Source organism: Pseudonocardia sp. ICBG1293 (assembly GCF_020131355.1).
In the GTDB taxonomy this organism is placed as follows: Bacteria; Actinomycetota; Actinomycetes; order Mycobacteriales; family Pseudonocardiaceae; genus Pseudonocardia.
Map to the genome: position 1 here is coordinate 670,938 of NZ_JAHLEL010000038.1, position 26,863 is coordinate 697,800.

Below are 26,863 nucleotides of genomic sequence, written 5' to 3' on the forward strand. Positions count from 1 at the left end.
GGCTGACCGCATGCGACGGCGCGCCGGCGGGACGGGCGGACCGCTGGCCCGCCAGTTCCTCGTCTGGCAGCTGGTGGTCGTCCTCGTGCTGCTCGGTGCGGTGGCGGCGCTGGCCGCGGTGCAGTCCTCGGAGTCGTTCCGCGAGACCCAGGGACGCCGGATGCTGTCGGTCGCCGAGGACGTCGCGTCCGTGCCGACGGTGCGCGAGGCGCTGCAGACCCGCCGCTACGACCTGCTGCCCTCGTTCGCCCGCAGCGCGGAGAACCTGTCCGGCGCCGACGAGATCGAGATCGTCGACGCCGGGCTGGTCGTGCGCACCTCACCGGACCCGGGCCGGGTCCGGCAGCGCTTCGACCCCGGTGCCAGCACCGCGCCGCAGGGCCGGGCCTGGGTCGGCAACCCCGACGGGCGCACCGTCGTCGCCCAGGTACCGGTGATCGACGACCGCGGTGCCGTCGCCGGGCTGGTGTCGGCCGGGATCCGCGCTCCGTCGCTGTGGGAGTCGCTGTCCGGGGCGCGCGCGGAGACCGGAGCGCTGCTGGGACTGGCGCTGGGTGTCGGGGTGCTCGGGTCGCTGCTGCTCGCGCGGCGGGTGCGGCGCCAGACCCTGGGCCTGGAGCCGGACGAGATCGTCGAGCTGGTGCAGCGCCGCGAGGCGATGCTGCTCGGGGTCAAGGAGGGCGTGGTCGGGCTGGACACCGCGGACCGGATCACCCTGCTCAACCCGGTCGCCCGCGAGCTGCTGGAGCTGCCCGGCGCCCGCGAGGGCGACGCCGTCGCCGACCTGGGCCTGGACGACCGGCTGCGCGAGGTCCTCACCGGTGCCGCCGACGGCGAGGACCAGCTCGTGCTGCGCGACACCCGGGCGCTGGTGCTCAACCGCCGCCCGGTCCGGGTCGACGGTCGCGACGTGGGCGCCGTCGTCACGCTGCGGGACCGGACCGAGCTCACCACGCTGCAGCACCGCCTCGACGCCTCGCACACCGTCACCGACACCCTGCGCGCCCAGGCCCACGAGTTCTCCAACCGGCTGCACACCATCGCCGGTCTCACCGAGCTCGGCGAGCACGACGAGGTGCGTCGCTTCGTCGCCGGGATCGTCGCCGCCTCCGAGGGGTGGCGCCGCGAGGTGACCGCCAGCGTCGGCGACCCGGCGACGGCCGCGCTGCTGGTGGCGAAGAACAGCCAGGCCGCCGAGCGCGGCGTCGAGCTGGCGCTGGACCCGGAGTCCCGGCTGGAGCCGACCGACCCCGACCGCGACCCGGACCTGTCCGCCGACCTCGTGACCGTGCTGGGCAACCTGATCGACAACGCGATCGACGCGACCGCCGGGCACGAGGGCCCGCGCCGCATCGAGATCGGGCTCGCCGGGGGTGGCGACACCGACGGCGACGAGGTCTGGGTCGAGGTCCGCGACTCCGGACCCGGCATCTCCTCCGAGCTCGCCGAGGAGGTGTTCCGGGCCGGCTACTCCACCAAGGCCGCCGAGATCGGCGGCCGCGGGCTGGGCCTGGCCCTGGCCCGGCAGGCGTGCCTGCGCCGGGGTGGCACCATCGCGGTGCGGAGCGCACCGGCCGGCCGGGCCGGTGCGGTCCTCGAGGCGGTGCTGCCGGTGGCGCCGACGGGGGTGCGGGTGTGAGGGTCCTGGTCGTCGACGACGACTTCATGGTCGCGAAGGTCCACTCCGGCTACGTGGAGCGGATCGAGGGCTGCACCGTGGTCGGCGTCGCGCACAACGGCGCCGCCGCCCTCGCCGCCGCCGCCCGGCTGCGCCCGGAGCTGGTGCTGCTCGACGTCTACCTGCCCGACATGTCCGGACTCGAGGTGCTGACCCGGCTGCGCACCGGCGCCGCCGACGACCCGTTCGTGCTGGTCGTGACCGCCGCCGACGACTCCGGGACCGTCGCCGCCGCCCTGCACGGCGGCGCGCTGCACTACCTGGTCAAACCGTTCGACTCCGCCGCGCTCGCCGCCCAGGTGCACCGGGCGGGCCGGGTCCGGCGCGACCTGGACCGGGTGCGCGACCAGTCCGACATCGACCGGCTGTTCGGGGGTACCGGCGCCGCCCCGGCCCGCGGTCCCGGTGGCCCCGAACGGATGCCGAAGGGACTGACCACCCCGACCGCGGACCTCGTCGCCGGCACCCTGCGCGAGCACTCGGGGACCGGGGCGGAGGCGGACCTGTCGGCGACCGAGTGCGCCGAGGCGACCCGGCTGTCGCGGGTCAGCGCACGCCGCTACCTGGAGCACTTCGTCTCGACCGGGCAGGTCACCGTGCGGCTGCGCTACGGCGGCACCGGTCGCCCGGAGCGCCGCTACCGCTGGGTGGGCTGAGCGGCCCGCCGCAGCGCCTCCTCGGCGTCCTCGGCCTCCGCCGCGTGCTCCAGCAGCACCGCCGCGATCGGTGCGCACAACAGGTCCGGCAGGGCGTGCCCCATCCCGTCGACGGTGACCAGCTGGGCGGCCGCCCCGATCCGCGCGGCCAGGTGGTCGGCGTGCGGCGGCGGGTGCACCGGGTCCTCCGGCGCCTCGACGACGAGGGTGGGCACCGTGACCGTGCCCAGCTCGGCGCCGCGGTCCAGCCCGCCGGGGTCGGCCTGGGCGTGCGCGGTGCACGGCTCGACCCGCCCGGTGTGGTCCATGATCCGGCGCTCGCGGGCGGTGAACTCCGCGGCGTCGAACGGCAGCACCCCGCCGGAGACACGCCGCCGGTACTCGACCCGCCAGGCCAGCTCCCCGGCCTCGTCGCGCGGATCACCCAGCTCCTGCCACATCCGCTGCACGTCCCGGGTGGGTCCGGGGAGGTCGGGGGCCCCGGCGTCGAGGGCCGCGGTGCACAGCAGCGCCGCACTGACCAGGCGGTGCGGCGCGTCGAGCGCCAGCAGCTGGACCAGCATCCCGCCCAGCGACATCCCCACCAGGTGCGCCCGGTCGATCCCGCGGCCGTCCAGCACGGCGAGCGCGTCGGTCGCCAGGTCGGCGAGGGCGTAGAGCCGGTCCTCGAACGCGTGCGTCGAGCGGCCGGTGTCGCGGTGGTCGTAGCGGACCACCCGGTGCCGCTCGCGCAGCGCCTCGACTAGCGTGTCCGGCCAGCCGTACCCGGCCGAGCCCGCCCCGTTCACCAGCAGCACCGGCGCCGCCGGCGTCGGCCGGTGCGCGGGCAGGTCCTCGACCCAGAGGGTCACGCCCGGCTCGGCCTCGACCTCGTGCTCGGTGCCGTGCGGCTGCGCGCCGGGGATCTCCACAGCGCGCAGGCTGCCAGACCGGCGGGGGCCCGCTGCGGTCGGCCGGGCACGAGGGCGACCCCGGAACGCGCGACGGCCCGGTCCGCACGGGGTGAGGACCGGGCCGTCGCGAGGCGCGGGGAAGGTCAGCCGACCTTCTCGATCAGCGCGGCGCGCTGCCGGTCACCGAGACCGGCCGCACGGCGCGACACGTCGATGCCGGCCTCCTCCATCACCTTGGAGACCTTCGCCGGGCCCCAGCCCGGGACGCTCTTCAGCAGGTCCGCGACCTTGGTCTTGCCGACGATCTGGTCGGTCTTCGCGCGACCCAGCACCGCGGGGATGGTCTCCTCGCCGCTGGCGATCTTGTCGCGGAGCTCCTTGCGGGCGGTACGGGCCGCAGCCGCCTTCTTGAGCGCCTCGGCGCGCTGCTCCGGGGTCAGGGTGGGCAGAGCCATCGCTGACAACTCCTCTCGGTTCACGCACCCCGCTCACCGGGGTGGACTGCCATCTCCGATCGCGGTACAGACTGGCAGAGACATCGCCACGACCTGCGGGAACCCCCTCCTCAGGGCGTGTCGGACCGGTTCGGCCCCCTCCGCGTGGCTGCTCACCGCAGCGGGGCGACCGCCCGTCGCACCGTGCGGGGCCGGGACTGTTGCCGCAGGTCAGCGGCATGAAAGCGGGGCAGCGGTCACGGTGGGCTCACCCGCCGAGCACGGAGCGCAGTCCCGCCAGGTCCCAGAGCGTCCGGACCTCGTCGATCCGGCCCTGTCGCACCCGCACCAGATGCACCGCCAGCACCTCCGCCGCGCGCCCGGTGGGCGCGAGCCCGGGCAGCAGCCACGGCAGCTCCCGGTCGTGGGTGAAACCGACCCGGACCTCGTCGACGACCCGGCGGACGTCGACGGTGCGCGACACCCGGGTCCGGGTCAGCCCGGACGGCCGGGCCGCCGCGACGTCGGCGAGGTGGACGGCGACCGCGTCCCGGCCGTGGCCCCCGGCGCCGGTGGGCAGCTCGGTCCAGTGGACGTCGGCGGCCAGCGCGGCCGTCGCCGGGCCCGGGTCGCCCGCGCCGTAGAGCGCGTCGGCGGCGGTGTCCCAGAGCCGTGCGATGTCGCGCATCAGGACCTGCATCGCCGGGGTCACCCGAGCACGGTGCCACGCCGCGGCCCACCCGCGCACGCGGCGACGCCCGGGGACGGGTGCCCCCGGGCGTCGTCGTGGTGCGTGCGGGCTCAGGCCGTGGCGGCCGGCCGCTCCTGGCCGGGTGGCGTACCGGGCGAGACCCGCGGGTCCAGCTCGGCGCGCTGGTCGGTCCCCTCGCCCAGCGGCTTCTCCGGGTCCACCGCCTGGTCGTAGGAGGCGGTGACGCTGATGAGCCGGTGCCCGCGGAAGCGGGCGTAGCGCAGCGACCGCAGCCAGTTGTAGAGCGTGCCGAAGCGGTTGCCCCAGCCGATCAGGAACATCACGTGCACGTAGCACCAGATGAAGTACCCGATCCAGCCGGTGAGCTTGATGCCGCGGACGTCGGCGACGGCCTCGCGGGCGCCGATGGTGGCCGTCGAGCCCTTGTCGAAGTACTTGAACGGGGCCGGCGTGGTGTCGTCGCCCTTCGCCCGCGCCTTGATCAGCTTGCCCACGTAGGTGCCCTGCTGCATCGCGACCTGCGCGACGCCGGGGAGCCGGTCGATGGTCGAGACCATGTCGCCGATCGCGAACACGTCGCGACGGTCGGGCAGGCTGCAGTCCGGGTCGACCGTGAGGCGACCGGCCCGGTCGACCTCGCCGCCGGAGGCCTTCGCGAGCAGCTCACCCAGCGGCGACGCCTGGACCCCGGCCGCCCACACCTTGGTGCGGGCGACGATCCGCTCCTCGCCGTTCGGGCCCTTCACCGTGATGGAGTCGGCGTCCATCACGGTCGCCATGGTGTTCAGGCGGACCTCGACGCCCTTCTTCTCCAGGGTCTTGCGCGTGTAGTTCTGCAGCTTCTTCGCGAACGGCGGCAGCACCGCCGGCGCCGCGTCGAGCAGGATGATCTTCGCGGAGCGGGTGTCGATCGACCGGTACTCACGCGGCAGCACGAACTGCGCCAGCTCGGCGAGCTGACCGGCGAGCTCGACGCCGGTGGGGCCCGCGCCGACGACCACGAAGGTCATCCACGCCTGCTTCTCCTCCTCGGTCGTCGCGACCTCGGCGAGCTCGTAGGCACCCAGGATGCGCGAGCGCAGCAGCCGGGCGTCCTCGATCGACTTCATCCCGGGCGCGTGCTCGGCCCACTCCGGGTGCCCGAAGTAGGCGTGGGTGGCGCCGGCCGCGACGACGAGGGTGTCGTAGGGGAGCACGATCCGCTGACCGTCCGGCGCGGCGGCGTGCACGCGCTTGGCCTCGAGGTCGATGTCGCCGACCTCGGCGAGCAGGGTGCGGACGTTGGTCTGCTTCTTCAGCACGCGGCGCAGCGCCGGGGCGATCAGGCCGGGGGACAGGATGCCCGTCGCGACCTGGTAGAGCAGCGGCTGGAAGAGGTGGTGGTTCGTGCGGTCGACGATCGTCACGTCGACATCGGCGCCCTTGAGCGCCTTGGCGGCCTGCACACCGCCGAACCCTCCGCCGACGATCACGACCTTGTGCCGGCCCTGCCGCTCGTCGTGCTCTGCCGTGCTCACCTGAGTACGCCCCTTGTCGGTCGGTCCTGGCGCGGGATCACCGCGCATCTGCTCGATGGCCGGTGTCGGTCCCCGCCTCCGGACCCTCAGTCCTGGTGTCGGCGGTGGACGGCGGCCGTCCTGGCCGGTCTCCGACCGTACGAACCCACGGCGTCCGGGGCAATTCGGATCGGCCCGGAAACGCCTTCCAGAGTCCGAACTCACACGGTGGGGGAGCAGAAGGCGGGGATGCGGCCTCGCCCGATCGTGCGACGATGGAGCTCATGTGCGGGATCGTGGCTGCGTTCGGTGGACCCACGGCGTGGCCGGGCGGTGAGCCCGCCGACCCCGGGAAGTACGAGCGGATGCTCGCCCGGGTGGCGCACCGCGGCCCCGACGACACCGGGGTGCAGGTCGTCGGCAACACCTGGCTCGGCCACCAGCGCCTGTCGATCATGGACGTGAGCGGCGGTCACCAGCCGATGTCCGACGCGGCGCGCACCGCCTGGATCGTCGGCAACGGCGAGATCTACAACCACGAGCGGATCGCCAAGGCGTTCCCCGAGGGCACGGTGCGCACCAAGTCCGACACCGAGGCCGCGCTGCACGCGGTGATGTGGGACGGCCAGGTCGCGGTGGCCTCGCTGAACGGCATGTTCGCCGTCGCGATGGGCCGGACCGACGGCGCCGGGCTCGTCGCGCGGGACCCGTTCGGGGTCAAGCCGCTGTACTGGGTGCCGCCGACCGGGACCGGTGACGACGGTGCGGCCGGGGCCGTCCCCTACACCGCGCCGGACCCGTCGGAGACGGTGCTGTTCGCCAGCGAGCTCCGCGCGTTCGACCCCGAGGACCGCCCGCACGTGCGCTCGTTCCCGCCCGGCTGCCTGTGGAGCCCGTCCTCGGGCCTGGTGCGCTTCGCCGACGCGGTGCCGGTCGAGGTCCGCCCGGCGCGGCGCGCGATCCGCCCCGGCTGGGACGACGCCGACCTGTCCCGGGTGCGCGAGGCCGTGGTGTCGGCGGTGCGCCGCCGGATGATGTCCGACGTCGGGGTCGGCGTGTTCCTGTCCGGCGGTCTGGACTCGGCGCTGGTCGCCGCCATCGCGGCGCAGGAGGCCAGGGCCCGCGGCGAGCAGCTGCCGACCTTCGCCGTCGGCACCGCGGAGTCCGGTGACCTGATCGCGGCCCGCAAGGTCGCCGGGCACATCGGCTCGGACCACCAGGAGATCCTGGTGACGCCCGAGGACATCGCCGAGGCGCTCGACCACGCCGTCGAGGTGATCGAGCACTACGACCCCGCGCTGGTCCGCAGTGCCGTGCCCAACCTGATCCTCGCCCGTGAGGCGGCGAAGAAGGTCAAGGTCGTGCTGACCGGGGAGGGCGCCGACGAGCTGTTCGCCGGCTACTCCTACATCCACGGTCCCGAGTACGCCGACCCGGACACCCTGCAGGCCGAGCTGGTCCGCTCGCTGGAGCAGCTGCACCATCTCAACCTGCAGCGCTGCGACCGCACCACCATGTACTTCGGCCTCGAGGCCCGCGAGCCGTTCCTCGACTCCGGACTCGTCCGCGCGGCGCTGGCGCTGCCGCCGGAGTGGAAGCAGCGCCCGGGCGGCCGTCCGGAGAAGGCGATCCTGCGCGAGGCGTTCGAGGGCTGGCTGCCCGAGGACCTGCTGTGGCGCGGCAAGGAGCAGTTCGGCGACGGCTCCGGCGCCGGCACCGTGCTCGCCGAGCTGGCCGCGGGCAAGGCCGCCGCGGCGGCCGGGGCCGGGGTGACCGACGGGGTGCCCGAGCACCCGTCCGACTCCTGGCCCCTGCGCAGCGACGAGGAGGTCCTCTACCACGAGATCTGGCGGTCCCACTTCGACGGGATCCGGCCGGACCACGTGCTCGGGGCGTTCGCCACGGCGTGATTCGCGCTCAGCCCCGGGCCGCCCGGTCGGCGCGGGCCGCGTCGGCGAGCTCCTTCACCCCCGGGGCGTCGTCGTCGCCCCAGCTCTGCGGGTCCCACAGCCCGGAGGCCTTCAGCGCCCGTCCGCAGTGCACGTACGCGTCGGTGACCTCGACGACGATCGCCAGCGGCGGTGGCCGGTGCGCCGTCGGGTCGGTGGCCTGCGGCTCGCCCGCCCACAGGCCGAGGATCTCCGGGTCGCGGCTGATCCGGCCGTGGCCGTGCACCCGCAGCACGTGCGTGGAGCGGGGGACGCAGAAGGTCAGCCCGATCCCGTCGTGCTCGAGCAGGTTGCGCATGCTGTCGACGCGCCGGTTCCCGGGCCGCTCGGGGACGGCCAGGCGGCGGCCGCCGTCGAGCACCCGCACCGCACCGGGCACGTCGCCGCGCGGGGTGACGGTCACCGTCCCGTCGGGTGCGGTGGTGCCCAGGAACACCAACGGGGACGCGGCGACGAAGCGGGCCGCGACGTCGTCGACCCGGTCGGTGGACTTCTGCGCGACCAGCGGGTGCGGGTCGGGCACGACCGCGCGCAGCTCCTGCTCCGAGCGGAGCGCGACCTCGGCAGCGGGCGGACGGTGCCCGGCTGCAGCGGCGACCGGGTGGTGCCGTCCCGCCGGCACGACCATCGGGGTCCCGGACACCGGGTCGGGCACCACCCGGGACTCCATCCCGAACACCCGGCGCACCAGGTCGGCGGTCATGGTGGTCCCGGGCGGCCCCTGCGCCACGATCGCGCCGTCGGCCATCGCGATCAGGTGATCGGCGTAGCGGCAGGCCAGGTTCAGGTCGTGCAGGACGACGACGACCGTGCTGCCGCGGTCCCGGTTCCGGTCGACGAGCAGGTCCAGGACCTCGACCGCGTGCGGCAGGTCCAGGAAGGTCGTGGGCTCGTCGAGCAGCAGCGCCCCGGTGTCCTGGGCCAGCACCATCGCGATCCACACGCGCTGGCGCTGGCCGCCGGACAGCTCGTCGACCGGGCGGTCGGCCAGCTCCAGCACCCCGGTCGCGCGCATCGCATCGGCCACGGCGGCGTCGTCGGCGTCGGCGCGGCCGCCGAACCAGCCCTGGTGCGGGGAGCGGCCGCGTTCCACCAGGTCGGCGACGGTGATGCCGTCCGGAGCCGTCGGGGACTGGGGGAGCAGCCCGAGCCGGCGGGCCAGCTCCCGGCCGGGCAGCGTCCGCACGTCGGTGCCGTCGAGGCGCACGGTCCCGGCGGTCGGGGCGACGATCCGGCCGAGGCCGCGCAGCAGGGTCGACTTGCCACAGGCGTTCGGGCCGACGACGACGGTGATCCGGCCGGGCGGCACGTGCACGGTGAGACCGTCGACGACGACCCGCTCGTCGTAGCGCAGGACCAGGTCCTGCGCGTCGAGTGCGGGCCCTGCGGGGACGGCGGCGGGCGTGGTCACGGGGTTCCTCCGGTTCGGGAGCGGGCGAGCAGCCAGAGCAGGTAGGGGGCGCCGATCGCGCCGGTGACGACACCCGCGGGGAGAGCAACCTCGGCGATCAGGGTGCGGGCGACGACGTCGGCGAACAGCACCAGCGCGGCCCCGACGCCGGCGGCGTGCGGCAGCGACGCCCGGCCCGGACCGGCCAGGCGGGCGGCGAGTGGTCCGCTGACCAGCGCGACGAACGAGACCGGCCCGGCCGCGGCGACCGCGGCGGCGACCAGCAGCACGGCGACCGCCAGCAGTGCGGTCCGCGCCCGGCCGACGGGCAGCCCGAGCGCGGTCGCGGTGTCGTCACCCAGCTCCAGGCGGGGCAGCGCGCGGGCCAGCAGCAGCCCGGCCGGGACCAGCACGGTGCAGGCGAGCGCGAGCGGGACGGCGGTCGACCAGCCGGTCTCGGTGACGCTGCCGGTCAGCCAGACCAGTGTCTGCTGCGCGGTGGTGAGCGACGCGGTGATCATCAGGTAGGAGACGACGGCCATCGCCGCCGAGCCGATGCCCACCCCGACCAGGACGAACCGGGTACCGCCGAGACCGTCGCGGCGGGCGAGCACGGAGATGAGCAGCGCGACGGCGACGGCGCCGGCCACCGCACCGGCCGAGGTCCCGGCCGCGGACAGACCGAGCACGACCGAGGCGGTCACCGCGCCGACCGCGGCCCCGGCGCCCACGCCGATCACGTCCGGGCTGGCCAGGGTGTTGCGCAGGACCCGCTGGAACAGCGCACCGGCCAGGCCGAGCGCGGCTCCGACCAGCAGCGCGGTCAGCGCCCGGGGCATCCGCAGCCGCAGGACGACGAGCTCGGTGCGGGGTGTCCCGAGACCGGTCAGCGCGGCGAGCACGTCGCCGGGGCCGAGTCCCTGCGCGCCGACCGAGAGGGAGGTGACGAACGCCGCGAGCGCGGCCCCGGCGACGACGAGCCCGGCCGTCGTCCGGCGGCGTCGCGCCCGGCCCCGGATCCGGCGCAGCACCGCGGTGGGGTCGTCGGCGGGGTCGCCGTGCCGGGTCGGGGCGCTCATCGCAGGAACCTCCGCCGCCGGACCAGTGCGACGAACAGCGGGGCCCCGACGACGGCGGTCACCACGCAGGCCTGGACCTCACCGGGCGGGGCGAGCACCCGTCCGAGGACGTCCGCGGCGAGCAGCAGCACCGGCCCGGCGAGCGCGGCCAGCGGGAGCACCACCCGGTGGTCGGTCCCGGCGAGCCGACGCACCAGGTGCGGGACCGCCAGCCCGAGGAACGCGATCGGGCCCGCGTCGGCGGTCGCGGCCCCGGCGAGCACGACCAGAGCCACCCCGCACACCGCCCGGTCGACACCGACCGCGCGCCCGAAGGACCGGGCGACGTCGTCGCCGAGCGCCAGCGCGTTCAGCCGGGGACCGCAGGTCAGGGCGAGCAGCAGCCCGGCGACGACGAACGGTGCGGCCTGCGCGGCGATCCCGAGGTCGCGGCCGGCGACCGACCCGACCTGCCAGAAGCGGTAGTCGTCGAACGCCTGGGGGTCGGTGAGCAGGAACAGGGTGGTGATCGACTGCAGGCCCGCGGCGAGCGCGGCGCCCGCGAGGGCGAGGGTCGCGGGGGAGACGCTCGGGCGCCGTCCGATCCCGGCCACCCCGGCGACGACGACCGCCGCGACGGCGGCCCCGGCGAAGCCGAACCACACGTAGCCGGTGAGGGTGTCGACGCCGAGCACCGCGATCCCGAGGACAACCGCGAGCGCGGCACCGGTGTTGAGGCCGAGGATGCCGGGCTCGGCGATCGGGTTGCGCGTCATGCCCTGTGCGAGCACCCCGGCCACGCCGAGGGCGGCTCCGGCGAGCACCGCCAGCACGGTGCGGGGCAGCCGTACCTCGGTGACGACGAGCGCCTCCGGGGTCGTCCGGTCGACGGACCCGGTGAGCACGTCCAGCACGAACCCCGGGGCGAGGGGCCGCGCCCCGACCAGCAGGCCGAGCGCCGCCACGGCCAGCAGCGCCGTGGCCAGGCCCGCCGCGGCGAGCCGGCGCCGGCGCCGGGCCGCGGCCGGGGTGGCGGTGCCGGGCGGTGCGGGGACGGTCGCCGGGGCGGTCACCGCGCCTTCGCCGCCGCGTCCGCGAGCGCACCCACGGTGCGGTCCAGGGCGTAGCGCCAGCCGTCGACCGAGGCGCTGGAGAACGCCTGGGAGACGTCGCGGTCCGACAGCAGCACACCGCGCCCGGCGGCGACCGACGGCACGGCCTGCCACAGCGGGTCGTCCGCGATCTCCGAGGTGTCCTTCGAGATGGCCTGCATGACGGTCACGTCGGCGTCGAGCAGGTTCATGCGTTCCCGGGAGACGGGGACCGAGAAGCCCTCGGTGGACTGCGCGGCGATCTGCGGGGCCCCAGCTCGGCCAGGAACGCCAGCCGTCCGGAGTCCCCGGTGTAGGCGGCGTACTCGCCGAGGGTGTTGCGGGCGCCGGAGACGACCGTCGCGCCGTCGAGCTGGGGGTGCTGCGCGCGGGCGTCGGCGAACCGCTGCTCGAGGTCGGCCTGCTGCCGGGCCGCGTCCTGCGGCTTCCCGAGCGCGGCCCCCACCGTGCGGAGCTGGTCACGCCAGGTGGTCTTGTAGTTCTCCCCGCCGGCGGGGATGCCGACGACCGGGACGCCGAGCTGGGTCAGCCGGTCGTGGCGGTCGCGGTCCCCGGAGGAACGGGTGTCGAGGATCAGGTCCGGGTCCAGTGCCGCGACGGCCTCCAGGTCGACCTCGAGGGTGCCCAGGATCTGCGGTGGGGTCGTGTAGCGGGCCTGCACCCACGGGCCGAGCCCGTCGCCGCCGACGGCCAGCCAGTCCGCGGCGCCGACCGGCTCGACGCCCAGGGACAGGGCGGTCTCGGCGTCGCTCCAGCCCAGGGCCACGACCCGGCGGGGCTGCTCGGGCACGGTGACGTCGCCGAACGCCGTCGGGATCGTCACCGGGAACGCGCCGTCCCCGGACGGTGCGGCCCCGGGAGTCGTCGCGGGTCCCGGCGAGCCGCATCCGGCCAGCAGCGTCAGGACCGTGAGGAGCGCGGCGAACAGGGGGAGCGTTCGAGGCACGGGAAGAGCCGCCTTTCCACTGTGTAGGTGACCCTCACGTCATCACTCCGGGTGCCGCGAACGGAAGAGCCGGGCGCAGCCGTCTGCGCCACACGGTGCGCGGGCCGGCCGGGCCCGGGTCGGCTCAGTCCTGGTCGGGCCGGTAGCCCTCGACCTGGCCGGAGCCGGCGGTCGAGCCGGTGGCCGACGGGTCCTGCGAGGTGCCCGGGGCGCCGTCGGCCGGGACGTCCGCGGCCCCGGTCGCGGCGCAGGACTCCTCGACCGACTGAGGCAGGGCGGCGGCCGGGTCGGGCGTCGGCGACGCGCTCGACGAGGACGAGGACGACGACGAGGAGGACGACCCGGTGCTCGGTGAGGCCTCCGTCGTGGGGGCGGCGAGCGACGGTGCGGTCCCGGGCGCCGGCTCCGGGGGCGGGTCGGCGATCGCGTTGCGGACGACCTCGCGCATGTAGGACACGTCGGGGTCGGCGGTCACGAAGTAGCCGGTCGAGGAGTTGGGGTCGGGCAGGGAGGGGTCGAACGCGACGCTCTCCAGCCGGAAGCCCTCGTCGGCGAGGACGGCGAGTGCGGGCAGCACCTGCTGCGGCATGTCGGTGGCGACGTTGTCCCGGGTCACCGCGGCGATGCTCTGGAACCGGGAGATGAGCTCGGTCGCGGTGGTCTGCGAGATGACGGCCTGGATGAGGCAGCGCTGGCGACCCATCCGCTGGTAGTCGGTCCCGTCGCGACGGGAGCGGGCGAACCACAGGGCGTCCTCGCCGCCCAGCGTCTGCACCCCGGGGCTGATGTAGCGGTCCGGGGTGACGTGCCTGCCGAACGCGGTGACGCCACCGACCGGGACCGGCTCGGACCCGACGTTCACCGTGACCCCGCCGACGGCGTCGATCATCGAGGAGAACCCGGCCATGTTGACCTCGAGGTAGTAGTCCAGCGGCAGGCCGGTCATGTACGCGATCGAGGACTGGAGCAGGTTGATGCCCGGTGACGAGGTCGGTCCCGACGGCGCGATCTCCGGGTGCTGGTCGGCGTAGGCGTAGATGGCGTTGAGCAGGTAGTCGCCCGACAGCGGCTGCGACGGGTCGTGGAAGCCGTTCGGGAACATCTCCGCGGCGGGGCTGCCCGGCGGGAACTCGGCCCGCTGGATGTTGCGGGGCAGGCTGAACAGGGTCGTCCGGCCGGACCGGGTGTCGATGCTGGCGACCATCATGGTGTCGGTGCGGGTGCCGGTCCGGTCGTCGCCGGCGTCGCTGCCCAGCAGCAGCACGTTCAGCCGGGGTTTGCCCAGCGCCTCTGCCGCCGAGGTCCCCCCTCCCTGGAACAGGGAGTTCAGCAGGCCGCGCTGGGAGTTGACCAGCTCGACGCCGTAGCCGAACGGCACGGCGACCGTCAGGCACAGCAGCGCCGCGGTCCCGGTGCCGAGGATCTTCCGGCCGAGCGGCATCCCGCGCGGCCGGGCCAGTGCGTAGGTCCGGGCGACCTGGGCGATCCACGCGATGCCCGCGACCACCAACGCGCCGGCGATGACGGTCAGGGTGGTCGTCGACAGCAGGTTCTGCAGCAGCGTCGAACGCCGGGCGAGCAGCACCAGCGACGCGAGCCCGACGACGATCGCGACGACCGTGCCCAGGATCAGCCCGCCGGTGCGCCGGCGGCGCAGCGCGAGGTGGCCGCTGCCGGGGACCAGGGTGGACGCCGCGGTGAGGCCGAGCGCGGCGGCGAGGGTGCGTCGCGCGGGGTCGGGCGCACCCGACGGGCCGGCGGGCGGGGACAGCGTCGTGTCCTCGTCGCGGGCGCCGCCGCCCCGTCCGTTCCGGCCCGAGGCGCCGGCACCGGTCGCGGGGGAGCCGGTGCCCGCGGGGCCCGGGCTGCCCGTCGCGGCCCCGGCCCCGAGGTCGGCGCGCGGCGGGCGCGGGGGAGCGGCGCGCGCGTCGCGCGCGGGGACGGACCCGGCCGCACCGCCCGTGCGGGCGTCGGTGACCCGTCCCTGTGGCCTGCCCTCGCCGGGCCGGGCGGGAGCACCGTCGGGCCGACCGGGAGCACCGTCGGGACGGACCACGGGGCCGGAGGCGCGTGCACCGGGGCCGGGGGGCGCCGCGGCGGCGCCGGAGGGCGGGCCGGGCGCGGTGGCCCCCGGCACGGCCTGGGGGCCGGTGGCGGGCCGGCCACCGGGGCGCCGGGCGCCGCCCGGCGGGACCGGACCGGGCCTGCCGGGACCGGGCCGGGCCGCGTCGGGCGGTCCCCCGGCGCCCGGCCCCGAGGGGGCGACGGGTCGTGCCGGGGTGTCCGGACGCGGCTGCGCGGGTGCGGGCGCACCGCCCCCGCGGACCGCCGCAGCACCGGGTCGGCGCGGGACGATCGGCAGCTCGCCGCTCAGGCGGGCCGCCCGGTCGCGCTCCTCCGGGGGGACGTCGGGCTCGGAGGCGCGATGGCGCCGGTGCTCGGCGGCGGTGTCGGGCCTGCCGGGCACCTTCACGGTCTCGCCGATACCGCGACGCGTGGCGCGGATCGAGCGGATGTCGGTGGGCCTGCTGTCGCTGTGCCCACCGCGGCCGGGTGCCTCCGGCCGGGCGGAGCGCGAGGTCCACGCCGCGGCCCGGCGGGCCGCGGCCTGCGCCTCGCGCTCACGCCGGGGCAGCCAGGCGTCGTCCTCGGCGGGACGGCCCGCGCCGTCGGAGCCGGCGGGAGGCCTGCCGGCCGGTCCGGTGCCCGTTCGCGGGGCGCCGGCGGGTGGGTGCGCCGAGCCGGGGGCGGGCGGGCCGGGGCGTCGTCCGGGGTCCGGCGGCTGCTCCCGGGGTGTCCGGCGGGCGGGCGGCGGTGTGTCACCGCGGTCGCGGGGCGGCGGGGTGCCGCGGCGGCGCTCCTCGTTCCGCAGGTGCGGACGGTCGTCACGGCGGGCGCGCTCGGGAGGGCCGGGTCGTCGTGGCCGGTCCGGACCGGTCGGGCGGGAGCCCTCCTGCGGTCGTTCGTCCACCCGGGGCACCCCCTTCACTGGTCGGCACGGGCGGGGCGGCCGTACCGCTCGGAGGAGCCGCGGCACGTGCCTGCGCACCCGGCGGCGACGACGGCGCTCGGGTCCCGGTGAGGGTACTTGCCGTGATCACGATCTCGGTGAGCGGCCACCCACACCGGTGAGTGGCGCCGGACAGGGGTGGACATACCCGTCACTGGTAGGAGACGAAGACCGGGGACTCGGGCCGGACGGCGTAGGTCTGGCGGGGGGTGAAGGTCGGCCGGTCCTCGTCGATGAAGTTCTTCCAGCCCCACCACAGACCCTCCGGGCGGGGCGCGGCGTGCAGCGCGTTCCAGGTCTCGGTCTTCTCCTCGCGGGTGCCGTAGCCGTCGGCGTGCAGCACGGTCGCCAGCTCGGGGTGCGCGGTGACCACCCGCTGCCGGTCGGAGATCATCGAGACCCGGAACTGGTGCAGGAGGAACACCTTCTGGGGCAGCGCCTTCTCGCGCACCAGCCCGGCCAGCCACGCGGACGTCTCGTTGATCTCGGCCGCGGTCACCGACCCGACCTGTGCGCCGTGACGCTGGCCGGGCGCCAGCCGCCACTCGGGGTCGAGCGCCAGCCCGACGTGCGGCTGGGCGAGCAGCTCGGCGTAGCGCCGCGCCTGGGTCGGGAAGTCGGTGGTGCCGGGCTGCAGGTCCAGCACCACGTAGACGCCGGCCTTCCCCGCCTGCTCGACCCACGGCCGCAGCTCCTCGACGCTCATCTCCGCCGAGTAGTCGCCGTCCGGGCCGGGCGCCCGGTCGGCGACCGTCGCGATGATCTCGAACGCCGGCACGACGGGCTCGCGCACGAGCGGCTGGAAGTCGGCGGCGAGATCCTTCGCCCGGGCGATCGAGCGCGGCAGGTCCTGCTCACCGAGCACCCCCATCGACGGGGTGCCGGGGTGGCCGTAGAGCGCGGCCATCCGGCGGCCGGGGAAGACCTCGGTGCCGCCGCCGGGGAGCTCCGGCACCGCGGGAGCGGTGGAGGTGGGCGCCGCCGGCGTGGGCGGTGGGGCGGGTGCGGCCGGGGCCGGGGCCGGGTCGGCGGCGCCCGCGGAGCACCCCGCGAGCAGCGCGCAGGCGGTCAGCAGCGCCGCGAGGAGCACGGGCGGACGCGTGCGGCGCCCGCGGGGACGACGGTTCGTGACGGACAGGACGCGCGAGAACTCACCCGTGATGGACACCGCCCACCAGGCTAGTGTTGCGGTAACTAGGTTACTTTACTCACGGGCTGGTTTACGGGATCATGAGCTGTGCCGTTGACTGTGACCGTGGACGTTCCGGCCGCCGACCGCGAGGTGCTGGAGTCCTGGCTGCGTTCCTCGTCGGTTTCGGCGGGACTGGCCCGACGGGGCAGGATCGTGTTGCTGGCCGCGGACGGGGTGGCGGTCAAGGACATCGTCACACTGGTCGGGGCGTCGAAGGCGACGGTGATCGGGTGGAAGAAGCGTTACGCCGCTGAGGGGATCGCCGGGCTGGCCGACCGGCCCAAGGCGGGCCGGCCGCCGGTGATCGACGAGGTCGCGGTCGTGCTCGCCACGCTGGAACCGCCGCCTGAGCGGCTCGGAGTCACGCACTGGTCGTCACGGCTGCTCGGTGCCGAGCTCGGGATCTCCCACGTGTGGATCGGCAAGATTTGGCGGCGGTGGGGGCTGCAGCCGTGGAAGTCCGAGACGTTCAAGTTCTCCACCGATCCCGAGCTCGAAGCCAAGGTCCGCGACATCGTCGGGTTGTATCTGAACCCGCCGGACAAGGCCGTCGTGCTCTGCGTCGACGAGAAATCCCAGGTCCAGGCCCTGGACCGGACAGCGCCGATCCTGCCGATCATGCCCGGTATCCCGGAGAAACGGACGCATGACTACGTCCGTCACGGCACCACCACGCTGTTCGCGGCGTTAGAGGTCGCGACCGGGCGGGTCGAGCAGGCGTGCCTGCCGCGGCATCGCCATCAGGAGTTCCTGCGGTTCCTCAAGCAGGTCGCGAAGGCCTACCCGCGGCGCAAGCTGCACCTGGTGGTGGACAACTACGCGACCCACAAGCACCCCGCAGTGAAGGCCTGGCTGGCCCGCAACCCGCGGATCACCCTGCACTTCACCCCGACCTCGGGATCGTGGCTGAACATGGTCGAGGTCTTTTTCGGGGTCATCACCCGCCAGGCCATTCGCCGTGGCAGCTTCGGCAGCGTCAGAGAACTGATCGGCGCGATCGGCCGGTTCATCGACGGCTGGAACGAACGCTGCCACCCGTTCATCTGGACCAAACCCGCAGACCACCTACTCAACCACTGCCGACCCGGTCAAAGAACATCGTTTACGCGACACTAGGGCGTGTCTCCTAAGAGGTCATTTCAGAACGAGGTCGACGTGTCTGTTGTAGACGACAAGCGGCTATCTGACCTGCCGTTTGATCTGTCGTCGAGGGGTCAATGGAAACTCGACAAGTCGTTCTGAAACGACCTCTAAGAGCGTCCGGCAGTAGAGGTGGCCGTGTGTCGGTGTTGGTAGAGACACGGACCTGCAAGTGATCATGGGATTGCTGATGTCCTGATGGTCGCCTGGAGAGTCCGTGCCTCTACCTGCAACGACACCCCAACGACCTCATTTGCCGGGCGCTCTAAGACGTCGTTTCAGAAGTGGTGGGCCCGGTTCTGCCGGTGACGGCGGGGCTGGCAGCATCGGCTGATGGTCGCGCCTCGTGTGTCTGAGAAGACGAAGATTTTCGAGTTGGAGATCGTCCTGACCGAGGTGGTGCCGGCGGTCCGGCGTCGGGTGCAGGTGCCGGGCGAGGTCGACTTGGCGGTGTTGCACGAGGTGGTGCAGTCAGTGATGGGCTGGACGAACTCTCATCTGCACGAGTTCGAGATCGTCGGGCGCCGCTACGGGATCCCAGACCCGGACTGGCCCGGACAGGATGTCGCCGACGAGACGAAAGAGAAGCTGTTTCGGCTGGTCAAGGCTGGTGACCGGTTCGGTTACGTCTACGACTTCGGTGACAACTGGGCCCACGAGATCACCGTCGAGGCGGTCGCGGCCGTCGAGCCGGGAGTGTGCTATCCGCGATGCGTCGCCGGGCAGGGGGCGTGCCCGCCCGAGGACGTCGGCGGGATCGGGGGGTATGAGGACTTCCAGGCCGTGCTCGCCGACCCTGACCATCCCGACCGCGCCGAGCGCCTGGAGTGGGCGGGCGGGCCGTTCGACCCGCACCGCTTCGACCCTGACGAGGCCGACCGGGCCTTGGAGTGGCTGGCCTGGCGGCCGCTGGCCCCGACCTCGTAGGCGAGTGCCTCAGCGAGGGCTGGGTCGACCATCACTTCGGCTTCGGCTTCGGCTTGGTGAGGCGGCGGTGGCAGATCAGGGCGCAGGCCAGCGATAACAGCGCGGTGATCGTGGATTCGGCGCGGTCGTAGCGCAGCGCGAGGCGGCGGAAGTCCAGCAGCCAGGACATGGTGCGCTCGACGACCCAGCGGACCCGCCCGAGCCGGGTGGAGTCCTCGATCCCGCGCCGGGCGATCCGCACCCCGATCCCACGCCCACTCAGGTAGCGGCGGCAGCGGGGATAGTCGTAGCCCTTGTCGGCGTGCACCTTGTCCGGCCGACGTCGCGGACGCCCCGGCTGTCCCGCCCGTTCGCGGACGCCGGGGTTGGTGTCCAGCAGCGGGGCGAGCATCCGACTGTCGTGGGTGTTCGCCCCGGTGACCAGCGCATGCAGCGGGAGCCCGCCTCGGTCGCAGAGCACGTGGTACTTGCTGCCCGCCTTCCCGCGATCGGTCGGCGAGGGCCCGGTGGCCTCGCCGCGGCGCTTGGCCCGCACGCTCACGCTGTCCACCGCCGCCCGCGACCAGTCCAGCAGGCCCTGCTGGGCGAGGCGGTCGAGCATCACCCGGTGCAGCTGGGCCCAGACCCCGGCCTGCTGCCACTGCCGTAGCCGCCGCCAGCAGGTCACTCCGGACCCACAGCCGAGCTCGGCGGGCAGCGCGTTCCAGCTGATCCCGGTCTTGAGCACGAACACGATCCCGGCCAGAGCGGCCCGATCCGGCACCCGCGGACGGCCTGTCCGTCCCCGCTTGTGCTTGCGCGGCTTGGGCAGCAGCGGCTCCACCAGCGCCCACAGCTCGTCGCTCACCAATCGCTCGACACAAGATCGCCGCGCCACGACCGGACATGATCAGCTACCAGCGCCGATCCACACAGGACCGACACGCCGACTTCTGAAACGACCTCTAATACTCCAGCCGCACTTCGTTAGCTGAGCTGTCTTCGTCGTCGATAGTGGCTTTCGCGGGCTCGGTGTTGGTGGCGACGTCGCCAGGTCGACCAGGCCCAGCACGGCGCCTGGGTGGGAATGTGGATCAGAGGTGCCAGGAGACGTCGGATCTCGGCGAGGGTGAGCGGGATGAGCCCGTGATCAGGTCTTTTGGGGCGATCGCCGCGGTGACCGAGAGGTAGGCGTGGGCGAGAATAGCCAGGGTGACGTGGCGGTACCAGGCGTCGTAACGCCGCACTTGATAGTGGTCGAGCCCGACCTCGTTCTTCGCGGTCTGGAAGCACTCCTCGATCGCCCACCGCGGGCCGGCGACGCGGATGAGGTCGTCGTCGGTGGTGCCGGGCGGGCCGGCGCACAGGTAGTAGGCCAGATCGTGCTCCTCGCCGGCGGAGAGCTGTGTGTCGGTGAGGATCTGACGTCGGACCAGTAGCCATCGGCCCCATCCGGCCGGGGCGTTCTCGGGCGGATACAGCGAGGCCACGGCCCAGTCGTAGAAGCGTTCTCCCTTCACACCCGGACCGGCTGAGCGGCGCTTCCACGCCCGTCCGGGAGCGCGGGCGACCAGGTCGTCGGCCCGTCGTGAGCCGCTGATCTGACAGATGTCGGCGTCCAGGGACAACGGGACGGACTGGCTGCGCGGAACCGCGACGACGTAGCCGATCCGGCGCTGCTCGCACCAGGTGCGGAACTTGTAGTCCTGCCCGTATGCCTCGTCCGCGGTCACCCATCCTGCGGGAACCCCGGCATCGAGGGCACGGCCGAGCATTTCCTTGGCCAGCGTGGCCTTGGTGGCGAACTCGATCTCCTCAGGCACCGCCGCGGCTCGGCAGCGTTCCCGATCACCGGTCCAGGACTTGGGCAGGTAGAGCTCGCGGTCGATCAACGTCCGGCCCTTGCTCGTGGCATAGGCACAGAAGACTCCGAGCTGGCAGTTCTCCACCCGCCCGGCAGTGCCCGAGTACTGGCGCTGCACCCCCGCCGACTTCGTCCCCTTCTTCAGGAACCCGGTCTCATCGACGATCAGCACCCCACCGGACTCGCCGAGGTGCTCGACGACGTAATCCCGCAGGTCATCACGGACACCGTCGACATCCCAGGTCGCGGAGTTGAGCAGCCGCTGCATCCCATCCGGAGTCGTGTCACCGGCGACCTCGGCCAGCGTCCACCCGTTCTTCCCCGCCAACGGCGCCAACAACCCCCGCACATACGCCCGCGCCCGACGCCGCGGTTCCGTCCGGAAGAACCGGCCCGCCACCAGCCCGAACAGCCCATCCAGGCCACCGGCCCACGCCTCGAGATCCTCCTCCACCTGCACAAGATCGAAGCTTAGCGCACATCAACATCACAAACTGCGGCTGGAGTACTAAGTACTGTCGGGGCGAGCTGCTCGAACCGGTCCTCCACGGCGCGGGCGCCGAAGTCCGGCGAGCAGACCGCCCAGACCGCACCGAGACTCGCGGTGGCGAGGAAGGCGACAACGGTCTCCACACAGTTCGGGGCGAGTGCGACCACCCGGTCCCCGCGTCGGACGCCCAGGTCCACCAGCCCGGTGCGGACCGCGGCGACCCGGGTACGGAGATCGCCGTAGGACACCGACTCGCGTAGGCCGTCCTCGCGTTCGAAGAGGATCGCGATGTCCTCATCGTGCCGGCCGGATCGCCGGGCGAGGACGTGTTCGGCGTAGTTCAGTGTGGAGCCGGGGAACCAGGTGGTCGTCGTGATGTCGTCGAGGTTCTCGGCGACGGCGCGTGGGGGTTCGTGGAACTGCACGTCACAGAAGTCGGCCACGGCCTGCCAGAATCGAGTGGGCTCGTTGACCGACCAGGCGTGCAGCCCGGCGTAGTCCAGCTCATCGAAAACTTTTCCCGAGTTGTCTCGCAGGAACCCGGTGAACCTCGCCATGTTGGTGTGGGAAACGCTGTCGCGCGAAGGCTGCCACAGCGGATTTTCATGCGCGCTCGTCGACGTCATCCTCGACCTCTCTCCGGCTCGTGGTTCAAACGGATCGCCGGCTCTCCGAGCAGATTGTGCGTTGTGGACGTCACAGCGATCCAGGTGTGCAGACACAGCAAGCACGGAGGTCCGTTGTGTGTCATCACAGCGGCCCAGAGATCGGAGCGGTCCCCGGTGCTCCGGGCAGGACGCACCACCGTCACTGCTGGGCAACGGCATCCATGCGCTGCTGACCAGGGGTTTCGCGGTCGAGATTCGGTAGGGTCCCGGCGCCGCCGCATCCACGGTGAAGTGAGCGCGGCCGGTCGGTGGGCCGACTCCGGCATGACTCGCCACGATCGTCCTCGTGGCCGATTACATGATGCGCGCGATTCTGCTGGATCAGAACACGGCGCGCGTTCTCGACGTGACCGGTCGGGACGTCCTAGCCTTGCCGTCCGTACTCCGTGGGGGGCCGAATTGTGACTATGATCGTTCCGGTACTGCGGACATGGATGCGCGCCGTGTCCGAGATCTCACGGGCGGTGAATGTCGCTGATCCGCTCGATGTCGTGCTCGCGCGGGTCGCCGATCTCGCGTGCGAGCTCATCGGGTTCGATTTCTGTGCGGTGATGCTCGCCGACGGTACGTCGGAGCGGCTCGGAATCGTCGGCTGGTCCGGACTCACCGAGGACTACCTGGCGAATCTCCGCGACGGCGGGTCCCTGCAGATTCGTCCGGACTCGCCGGGCGCGGACTCGCCGGCGGCACGGGCCTACCGGAACTCCGTCACGATCGCGGTGGCAGACGTCCGCGGGGACACCGAGTCCTACGGTCGGCTGAGTCTGTCTCCGCTGCAGGGTTACCACAGCCTCGTCGCCTCCCCGCTGAACGGGTCGGGGAGCCCGGTAGGTGTGCTCGTCGGGTACTCGGCGGCGCCACGCCGATACGGCGACGCCGACATCGAGCTGACCGAGCTGCTCGCGGAGCAGACCGCGACCGCGATCCACACCGCGCGGTTCAGGGCCGGCCGTGAGTGGGCCGAACAGCAACATCGCCGGCTGATGCAGCTCGTTCTCGACGAGGCAGGACTGGGCGGGCTCGTCGGCGCACTCTCGGAGGCGCTCGCCGCCCCGGTCGCCGTCATCGACACCGAGGGCCGGGTCCTGGCGGCGGCTGGGGCCGACGACGGTGAGGTGCCGTGGGGCGAGCTGACCGGCGTCGACCCGGAGCGCGAACCGGGCCACTCGGCGGGACCCCTCGTGACCGGGGCCGACGAGGCGTGGACGACTCCCGTCGTGATCGGGGGTGAGACGACCGCCCGGCTCTGGATCCTGGGCGAGCAGGCAGCGTCCGACTCGGCCCGTCGTCAGCTGGTGGAACAGTTCGCCCTCGTCGTCGGCATCGAGATGCTGACCGCCCGGCACGCTCTGGAGGTCGAGGAGCGCCTGTCGGGCGACCTGCTTACCGACGTGTTGCGCGGTGGGGGCCTCACCCGTCCCCAAGTCCTGCTCGACCGGGCCGGCGCACTGGGATTCGACCTCAGCGCTGCACGCCACCTGGTGCTGGTTTCCGCGGACGGGATCGCCGAGCACCTCCCCACCGTCACCCGTCACGTGCGATACGCCACCCGCACTCCGGCCCTGGCCACCGTCTACGGCGAGGACATCGTCGTGATGCTCCTGGCCGCACCGGACGTTCTCAGCGGACTGAACCGTGTGCGGCAGCAGATCGACGACTGTGTTCCGTCCCCGGTGACCATCGTCATCAGCCCGCCCATCCACGAGCTGAGTGACGTCGGTTCCGCGTATCGAGCCGCGGCCGGGGCCGCGCGGCTTCGTGCCGCCGCCGATGCCCGCGGCATCGTCGACCTCCGGCATCTCTCGGTGCTCGTGCTGATGCTGATGGCCGACTCCCCGGCGGTCTTCCTCGAGCGCCTTGCCGAGCAGCTCATCCGGCCGATCGCGGAGCAGGACCAGCGGCGCGACACCCAGCTGCTCACGACGCTCCGTACCTGGCTCGACTGCGGCTTCTCCGCCGGTCGCGCTGCGACGGCACTCACCGTCCACGTCAACACCGTGGGACAACGGCTGGTCCGCCTGGAGAAGCTCGTCTCCCGTGATCTGGGGTTGGCCGATACCCGCCTGGACCTTCAGCTCGCCCTTCACGTATGGGACGTCATGCACATCGATCTGCCCGTGTGACGGTGATCGAAGGTCGGGTCCGGCTCGGAGCCGCCGCGCACCACGGCCGGGGCCGTGTTCGCCGCCCGCCGTCGTCGAGCCCCGGCGGGGGCGTTTCCTCGTGAGCGCGGGCGACGCGATCCGTAGCCGCCTAGTACTCCAGCCGCAGTTTGTGATGTTGATGTGCGCTAAGCTTCGATCTTGTGCAGGTGGAGGAGGATCTCGAGGCGTGGGCCGGTGGCCTGGATGGGCTGTTCGGGCTGGTGGCGGGCCGGTTCTTCCGGACGGAACCGCGGCGTCGGGCGCGGGCGTATGTGCGGGGGTTGTTGGCGCCGTTGGCGGGGAAGAACGGGTGGACGCTGGCCGAGGTCGCCGGTGACACGACTCCGGATGGGATGCAGCGGCTGCTCAACTCCGCGACCTGGGATGTCGACGGTGTCCGTGATGACCTGCGGGATTACGTCGTCGAGCACCTCGGCGAGTCCGGTGGGGTGCTGATCGTCGATGAGACCGGGTTCCTGAAGAAGGGGACGAAGTCGGCGGGGGTGCAGCGCCAGTACTCGGGCACTGCCGGGCGGGTGGAGAACTGCCAGCTCGGAGTCTTCTGTGCCTATGCCACGAGCAAGGGCCGGACGTTGATCGACCGCGAGCTCTACCTGCCCAAGTCCTGGACCGGTGATCGGGAACGCTGCCGAGCCGCGGCGGTGCCTGAGGAGATCGAGTTCGCCACCAAGGCCACGCTGGCCAAGGAAATGCTCGGCCGTGCCCTCGATGCCGGGGTTCCCGCAGGATGGGTGACCGCGGACGAGGCATACGGGCAGGACTACAAGTTCCGCACCTGGTGCGAGCAGCGCCGGATCGGCTACGTCGTCGCGGTTCCGCGCAGCCAGTCCGTCCCGTTGTCCCTGGACGCCGACATCTGTCAGATCAGCGGCTCACGACGGGCCGACGACCTGGTCGCCCGCGCTCCCGGACGGGCGTGGAAGCGCCGCTCAGCCGGTCCGGGTGTGAAGGGAGAACGCTTCTACGACTGGGCCGTGGCCTCGCTGTATCCGCCCGAGAACGCCCCGGCCGGATGGGGCCGATGGCTACTGGTCCGACGTCAGATCCTCACCGACACACAGCTCTCCGCCGGCGAGGAGCACGATCTGGCCTACTACCTGTGCGCCGGCCCGCCCGGCACCACCGACGACGACCTCATCCGCGTCGCCGGCCCGCGGTGGGCGATCGAGGAGTGCTTCCAGACCGCGAAGAACGAGGTCGGGCTCGACCACTATCAAGTGCGGCGTTACGACGCCTGGTACCGCCACGTCACCCTGGCTATTCTCGCCCACGCCTACCTCTCGGTCACCGCGGCGATCGCCCCAAAAGACCTGATCACGGGCTCATCCCGCTCACCCTCGCCGAGATCCGACGTCTCCTGGCACCTCTGATCCACATTCCCACCCAGGCGCCGTGCTGGGCCTGGTCGACCTGGCGACGTCGCCACCAACACCGAGCCCGCGAAAGCCACTATCGACGACGAAGACAGCTCAGCTAACGAAGTGCGGCTGGAGTACTAGGGCGCGTCTCCTAACCCGGCTGGTCGGGCCTGCGCGATGATCAGTAGGTGTCGCGCCGTGCCGTCCTGACCGATGCCCAGTGGGACCGACTCGAGCCGTTACTGCCCTCGTCGGACGGGATGCCAGGGCGCCCGTTCGCCGATCACCGCAGAGTGATCGAGGGGATCATCTACCGGTTCCGCTGCGGGCTGGCCTGGCGTGATGTCCCGGTCGAGTTCGGGCTGTGGCAGACCCTATGGAAACGCCACCGCCGCTACTGCGGTGACGGCACCTGGGACCAGGTTCTCGCAGCTCTGCTCGCCGATGCCGACTCCGCCGGTCTCGTGGACTGGGCCGTGTCGGTCGACTCGACGATCATCCGCGCTCACCAACACGCCGCGACCCTGCAGCGGGACACAGGGGGCCGGATCGAACTACAAGAATCTGCTGATCGAGCCGCCCGATCACGCGTTGGGCCGCTCCCGCGGAGGGCTCGGCACGGAGATCCACCAGCTCGTTGACGGACACGGCCGCCCGCTGGTCGTACTGGTCGGCCCTGGCCAGGCCGGTGACGCCCCGATGTTCGCGCACCTGATGTCACATCTGAGCGTCGGACGGGTCGGTCCGGGCCGACCGCGGACCCGGCCCGAGCGGGTCCGCGCAGATAAGAGGTCGCGCGGATTGGTCACAGCTTGGCCGCGGTCGAGTGTCTGGGGGCGAGGGCGGGTACGGGCCTGCCGATCATGAAGTTATCTACGCTTCGTGATCGTCTGGAGGCCGCGTGCCCACCCTGCCATCATGGCTGACCGAGCCGTTGTGGGACCAGTTCACCGCGCTGCTGCCTCATCGAGACGAGTTCGATCCCACCCATCCGCTGGGCTGCCATCGCCGCCGGATCGCGGATCGGATCGTGTTCGACAAGCTCCTGCAGGTACTGCGGTTCGGCTGCTCGTATGAGGGCATCGCTGACAGCACCTGCTCGGCGACCACCATCCGCGATCGTCGTGACGAGTGGATCAGGCTCGGGGTCTTCGCCCAGCTGCGTCGGATCGTCCTGGACGCCTACGACCGCATCGTCGGTCTGCTGCTGCACGACATCGCCGTCGATGGCGCCATCACCAAGGCCCCCGGCGGCGGCGAGGTCGCCGGTCCGTCGCCGGTGGACCGGCGCAAACAGGGTATGAAACGTTCGGTGCTCGTCGAGGGATACGGCATCCCGCTGGGCCGAGTCCTGGCCGGAGCCAACCGGCACGACTCCCCGCTACTGGGCCCCACCCTCGACCGCCTCGATGCTCTCGGCCCGCTGCCCGACGACATCACCGTGCACCTCGACGCCGGCTATGACTCCGGCAAGACCCGCGACACGCTGGCCGAACGAGGCCTGCACGGCGAGATCGCGCACAAGGGTGAGAAAGCGCCGATCCAGGCCACCCGCCGCTGGCACGTCGAGCGGACCAACGCTTGGCACAACAGCTTCAACCGGCTGCAGCGCTGCTACGAACGACGAGAAATCGTCGTCGACGCGTTCTTCGACCTCGCCGACACGATCGTCACACTCCGTAGCTTGATTCGGCAGGCCTGGACCACACACCGCTGGAACGCCCGACCTGCACGACGTCCATGATC

Annotated in this window: 24 protein-coding genes; 10 read left to right on the top strand and 14 right to left on the bottom strand. The window is 72.9% G+C overall.

The features are described from left to right. Window positions 1-10 precede the first annotated feature (10 nt). Together KPF47_RS16965 and KPF47_RS16970 are read left to right on the top strand one after the other, a co-directional pair. A complete protein-coding gene (locus KPF47_RS16965) occupies window positions 11-1,639 on the top strand; it encodes a sensor histidine kinase (protein ID WP_224389725.1) in 1,629 nt (542 codons plus the stop codon). Further along, on the top strand, window positions 1,636-2,334 hold the full coding sequence (locus KPF47_RS16970) for a response regulator (protein WP_224389726.1): 699 nt from the start codon (window positions 1,636-1,638) through the stop codon (window positions 2,332-2,334). Before KPF47_RS16965 ends, KPF47_RS16970 begins: the two co-directional genes overlap by 4 nt. Here the strand turns inward: KPF47_RS16970 and KPF47_RS16975 are convergent. The 4 genes from KPF47_RS16975 to KPF47_RS16990 form a co-directional block, all read right to left on the bottom strand. Further along, window positions 2,316-3,245: an alpha/beta fold hydrolase gene (locus KPF47_RS16975; protein WP_224389727.1), complete on the bottom strand. Its 930-nt coding sequence runs from the start codon at window positions 3,243-3,245 to the stop codon at window positions 2,316-2,318. The genes KPF47_RS16970 and KPF47_RS16975 overlap by 19 nt on opposite strands. Window positions 3,246-3,370: 125 nt before the next feature. Then, window positions 3,371-3,682, bottom strand: coding sequence for an integration host factor, actinobacterial type (mihF, locus tag KPF47_RS16980; RefSeq protein ID WP_020621796.1), 312 nt, complete (start codon window positions 3,680-3,682; stop codon window positions 3,371-3,373). Between the two features lie 247 nt (window positions 3,683-3,929). Further along, entirely contained in the window at window positions 3,930-4,373 is a 444-nt protein-coding gene (locus KPF47_RS16985; protein ID WP_224389728.1) for a nuclear transport factor 2 family protein, read from the bottom strand. An 89-nt stretch (window positions 4,374-4,462) separates the two neighbouring features. Then, window positions 4,463-5,890 carry an NAD(P)/FAD-dependent oxidoreductase gene (locus KPF47_RS16990; RefSeq protein ID WP_224389729.1) on the bottom strand — a complete coding sequence of 476 codons (1,428 nt, stop codon included), beginning with the start codon at window positions 5,888-5,890 and terminating at the stop codon, window positions 4,463-4,465. Window positions 5,891-6,144: 254 nt separating this feature from the next. On the opposite strand from KPF47_RS16990, the gene KPF47_RS16995 reads away from it, so the two are divergent. Next, window positions 6,145-7,779 carry an asparagine synthase-related protein gene (locus tag KPF47_RS16995; protein WP_224389730.1) on the top strand — a complete coding sequence of 545 codons (1,635 nt, stop codon included), beginning with the start codon at window positions 6,145-6,147 and terminating at the stop codon, window positions 7,777-7,779. Between the two features lie 7 nt (window positions 7,780-7,786). On the opposite strand, the gene KPF47_RS40175 is transcribed toward KPF47_RS16995, so the two are convergent. The 7 genes from KPF47_RS40175 to KPF47_RS17035 form a co-directional block, all read right to left on the bottom strand. Then, window positions 7,787-9,229: an ATP-binding cassette domain-containing protein gene (locus KPF47_RS40175; protein ID WP_308015410.1), complete on the bottom strand. Its 1,443-nt coding sequence runs from the start codon at window positions 9,227-9,229 to the stop codon at window positions 7,787-7,789. Beyond that, window positions 9,226-10,287 (bottom strand): iron chelate uptake ABC transporter family permease subunit, encoded by a 1,062-nt coding sequence (locus tag KPF47_RS17010; RefSeq protein WP_224389731.1) that lies wholly within the window; start codon window positions 10,285-10,287, stop codon window positions 9,226-9,228. The genes KPF47_RS40175 and KPF47_RS17010 overlap by 4 nt, the downstream gene beginning before the upstream one ends. Next, window positions 10,284-11,339: an iron ABC transporter permease gene (locus tag KPF47_RS17015; RefSeq protein ID WP_224389732.1), complete on the bottom strand. Its 1,056-nt coding sequence runs from the start codon at window positions 11,337-11,339 to the stop codon at window positions 10,284-10,286. Before KPF47_RS17015 ends, KPF47_RS17010 begins: the two co-directional genes overlap by 4 nt. After that, window positions 11,336-11,569: a hypothetical protein gene (locus KPF47_RS17020; protein WP_224389733.1), complete on the bottom strand. Its 234-nt coding sequence runs from the start codon at window positions 11,567-11,569 to the stop codon at window positions 11,336-11,338. Before KPF47_RS17020 ends, KPF47_RS17015 begins: the two co-directional genes overlap by 4 nt. Then, a complete protein-coding gene (locus KPF47_RS17025; protein ID WP_224389734.1) occupies window positions 11,566-12,324 on the bottom strand; it encodes an ABC transporter substrate-binding protein in 759 nt (252 codons plus the stop codon). The genes KPF47_RS17020 and KPF47_RS17025 overlap by 4 nt, the downstream gene beginning before the upstream one ends. Before the next feature lie 124 nt (window positions 12,325-12,448). After that, window positions 12,449-15,295 (bottom strand): LCP family protein, encoded by a 2,847-nt coding sequence (locus tag KPF47_RS40180; protein WP_308015411.1) that lies wholly within the window; start codon window positions 15,293-15,295, stop codon window positions 12,449-12,451. A 190-nt stretch (window positions 15,296-15,485) separates the two neighbouring features. Next, a complete protein-coding gene (locus tag KPF47_RS17035; protein WP_224389735.1) occupies window positions 15,486-16,502 on the bottom strand; it encodes a hypothetical protein in 1,017 nt (338 codons plus the stop codon). 75 nt (window positions 16,503-16,577) lie between these two features. Here KPF47_RS17035 and KPF47_RS17040 point away from each other — a divergent pair, with 75 nt between their 5' ends. From KPF47_RS17040 to KPF47_RS17045, 3 genes are all read left to right on the top strand, one after another. Beyond that, on the top strand, window positions 16,578-17,642 hold the full coding sequence (locus KPF47_RS17040) for an IS630 family transposase (RefSeq protein WP_255658826.1): 1,065 nt from the start codon (window positions 16,578-16,580) through the stop codon (window positions 17,640-17,642). Window positions 17,643-17,645: 3 nt separating this feature from the next. Continuing rightward, window positions 17,646-17,768 (top strand): hypothetical protein, encoded by a 123-nt coding sequence (locus KPF47_RS38820; RefSeq protein ID WP_255659617.1) that lies wholly within the window; start codon window positions 17,646-17,648, stop codon window positions 17,766-17,768. A gap of 231 nt (window positions 17,769-17,999) precedes the next feature. Beyond that, window positions 18,000-18,593, top strand: coding sequence for a plasmid pRiA4b ORF-3 family protein (locus KPF47_RS17045; protein WP_224386178.1), 594 nt, complete (start codon window positions 18,000-18,002; stop codon window positions 18,591-18,593). 31 nt (window positions 18,594-18,624) lie between these two features. Here the strand turns inward: KPF47_RS17045 and KPF47_RS17050 are convergent, their stop codons facing one another. From KPF47_RS17050 to KPF47_RS17060, 3 genes are all read right to left on the bottom strand, one after another. Further along, window positions 18,625-19,470 carry an IS5 family transposase gene (locus KPF47_RS17050; RefSeq protein ID WP_224386179.1) on the bottom strand — a complete coding sequence of 282 codons (846 nt, stop codon included), beginning with the start codon at window positions 19,468-19,470 and terminating at the stop codon, window positions 18,625-18,627. A 196-nt stretch (window positions 19,471-19,666) separates the two neighbouring features. Next, on the bottom strand, window positions 19,667-20,890 hold the full coding sequence (locus KPF47_RS17055; RefSeq protein WP_374108863.1) for an IS701 family transposase: 1,224 nt from the start codon (window positions 20,888-20,890) through the stop codon (window positions 19,667-19,669). 17 nt (window positions 20,891-20,907) lie between these two features. Continuing rightward, complete coding sequence (locus KPF47_RS17060; RefSeq protein ID WP_224389736.1) at window positions 20,908-21,552, bottom strand: AMP-binding protein; 645 nt, start codon at window positions 21,550-21,552, stop codon at window positions 20,908-20,910. A gap of 449 nt (window positions 21,553-22,001) precedes the next feature. Here KPF47_RS17060 and KPF47_RS17065 point away from each other — a divergent pair, with 449 nt between their 5' ends. The 4 genes from KPF47_RS17065 (at window position 22,002) to KPF47_RS17080 (ending at window position 26,861) form a co-directional block, all read left to right on the top strand. Beyond that, window positions 22,002-23,717 carry a helix-turn-helix domain-containing protein gene (locus KPF47_RS17065; RefSeq protein WP_224389737.1) on the top strand — a complete coding sequence of 572 codons (1,716 nt, stop codon included), beginning with the start codon at window positions 22,002-22,004 and terminating at the stop codon, window positions 23,715-23,717. Window positions 23,718-23,905: 188 nt separating this feature from the next. Next, complete coding sequence (locus KPF47_RS17070) at window positions 23,906-25,129, top strand: IS701 family transposase (RefSeq protein WP_374108863.1); 1,224 nt, start codon at window positions 23,906-23,908, stop codon at window positions 25,127-25,129. Between the two features lie 176 nt (window positions 25,130-25,305). Beyond that, window positions 25,306-25,758, top strand: coding sequence for an IS5 family transposase (locus KPF47_RS17075; RefSeq protein ID WP_224389738.1), 453 nt, complete (start codon window positions 25,306-25,308; stop codon window positions 25,756-25,758). A gap of 260 nt (window positions 25,759-26,018) precedes the next feature. Continuing rightward, window positions 26,019-26,861, top strand: a complete 843-nt coding sequence (locus KPF47_RS17080; protein ID WP_224386276.1) for an IS5 family transposase — start codon at window positions 26,019-26,021, stop codon at window positions 26,859-26,861. Window positions 26,862-26,863: the final 2 nt, after the last annotated feature.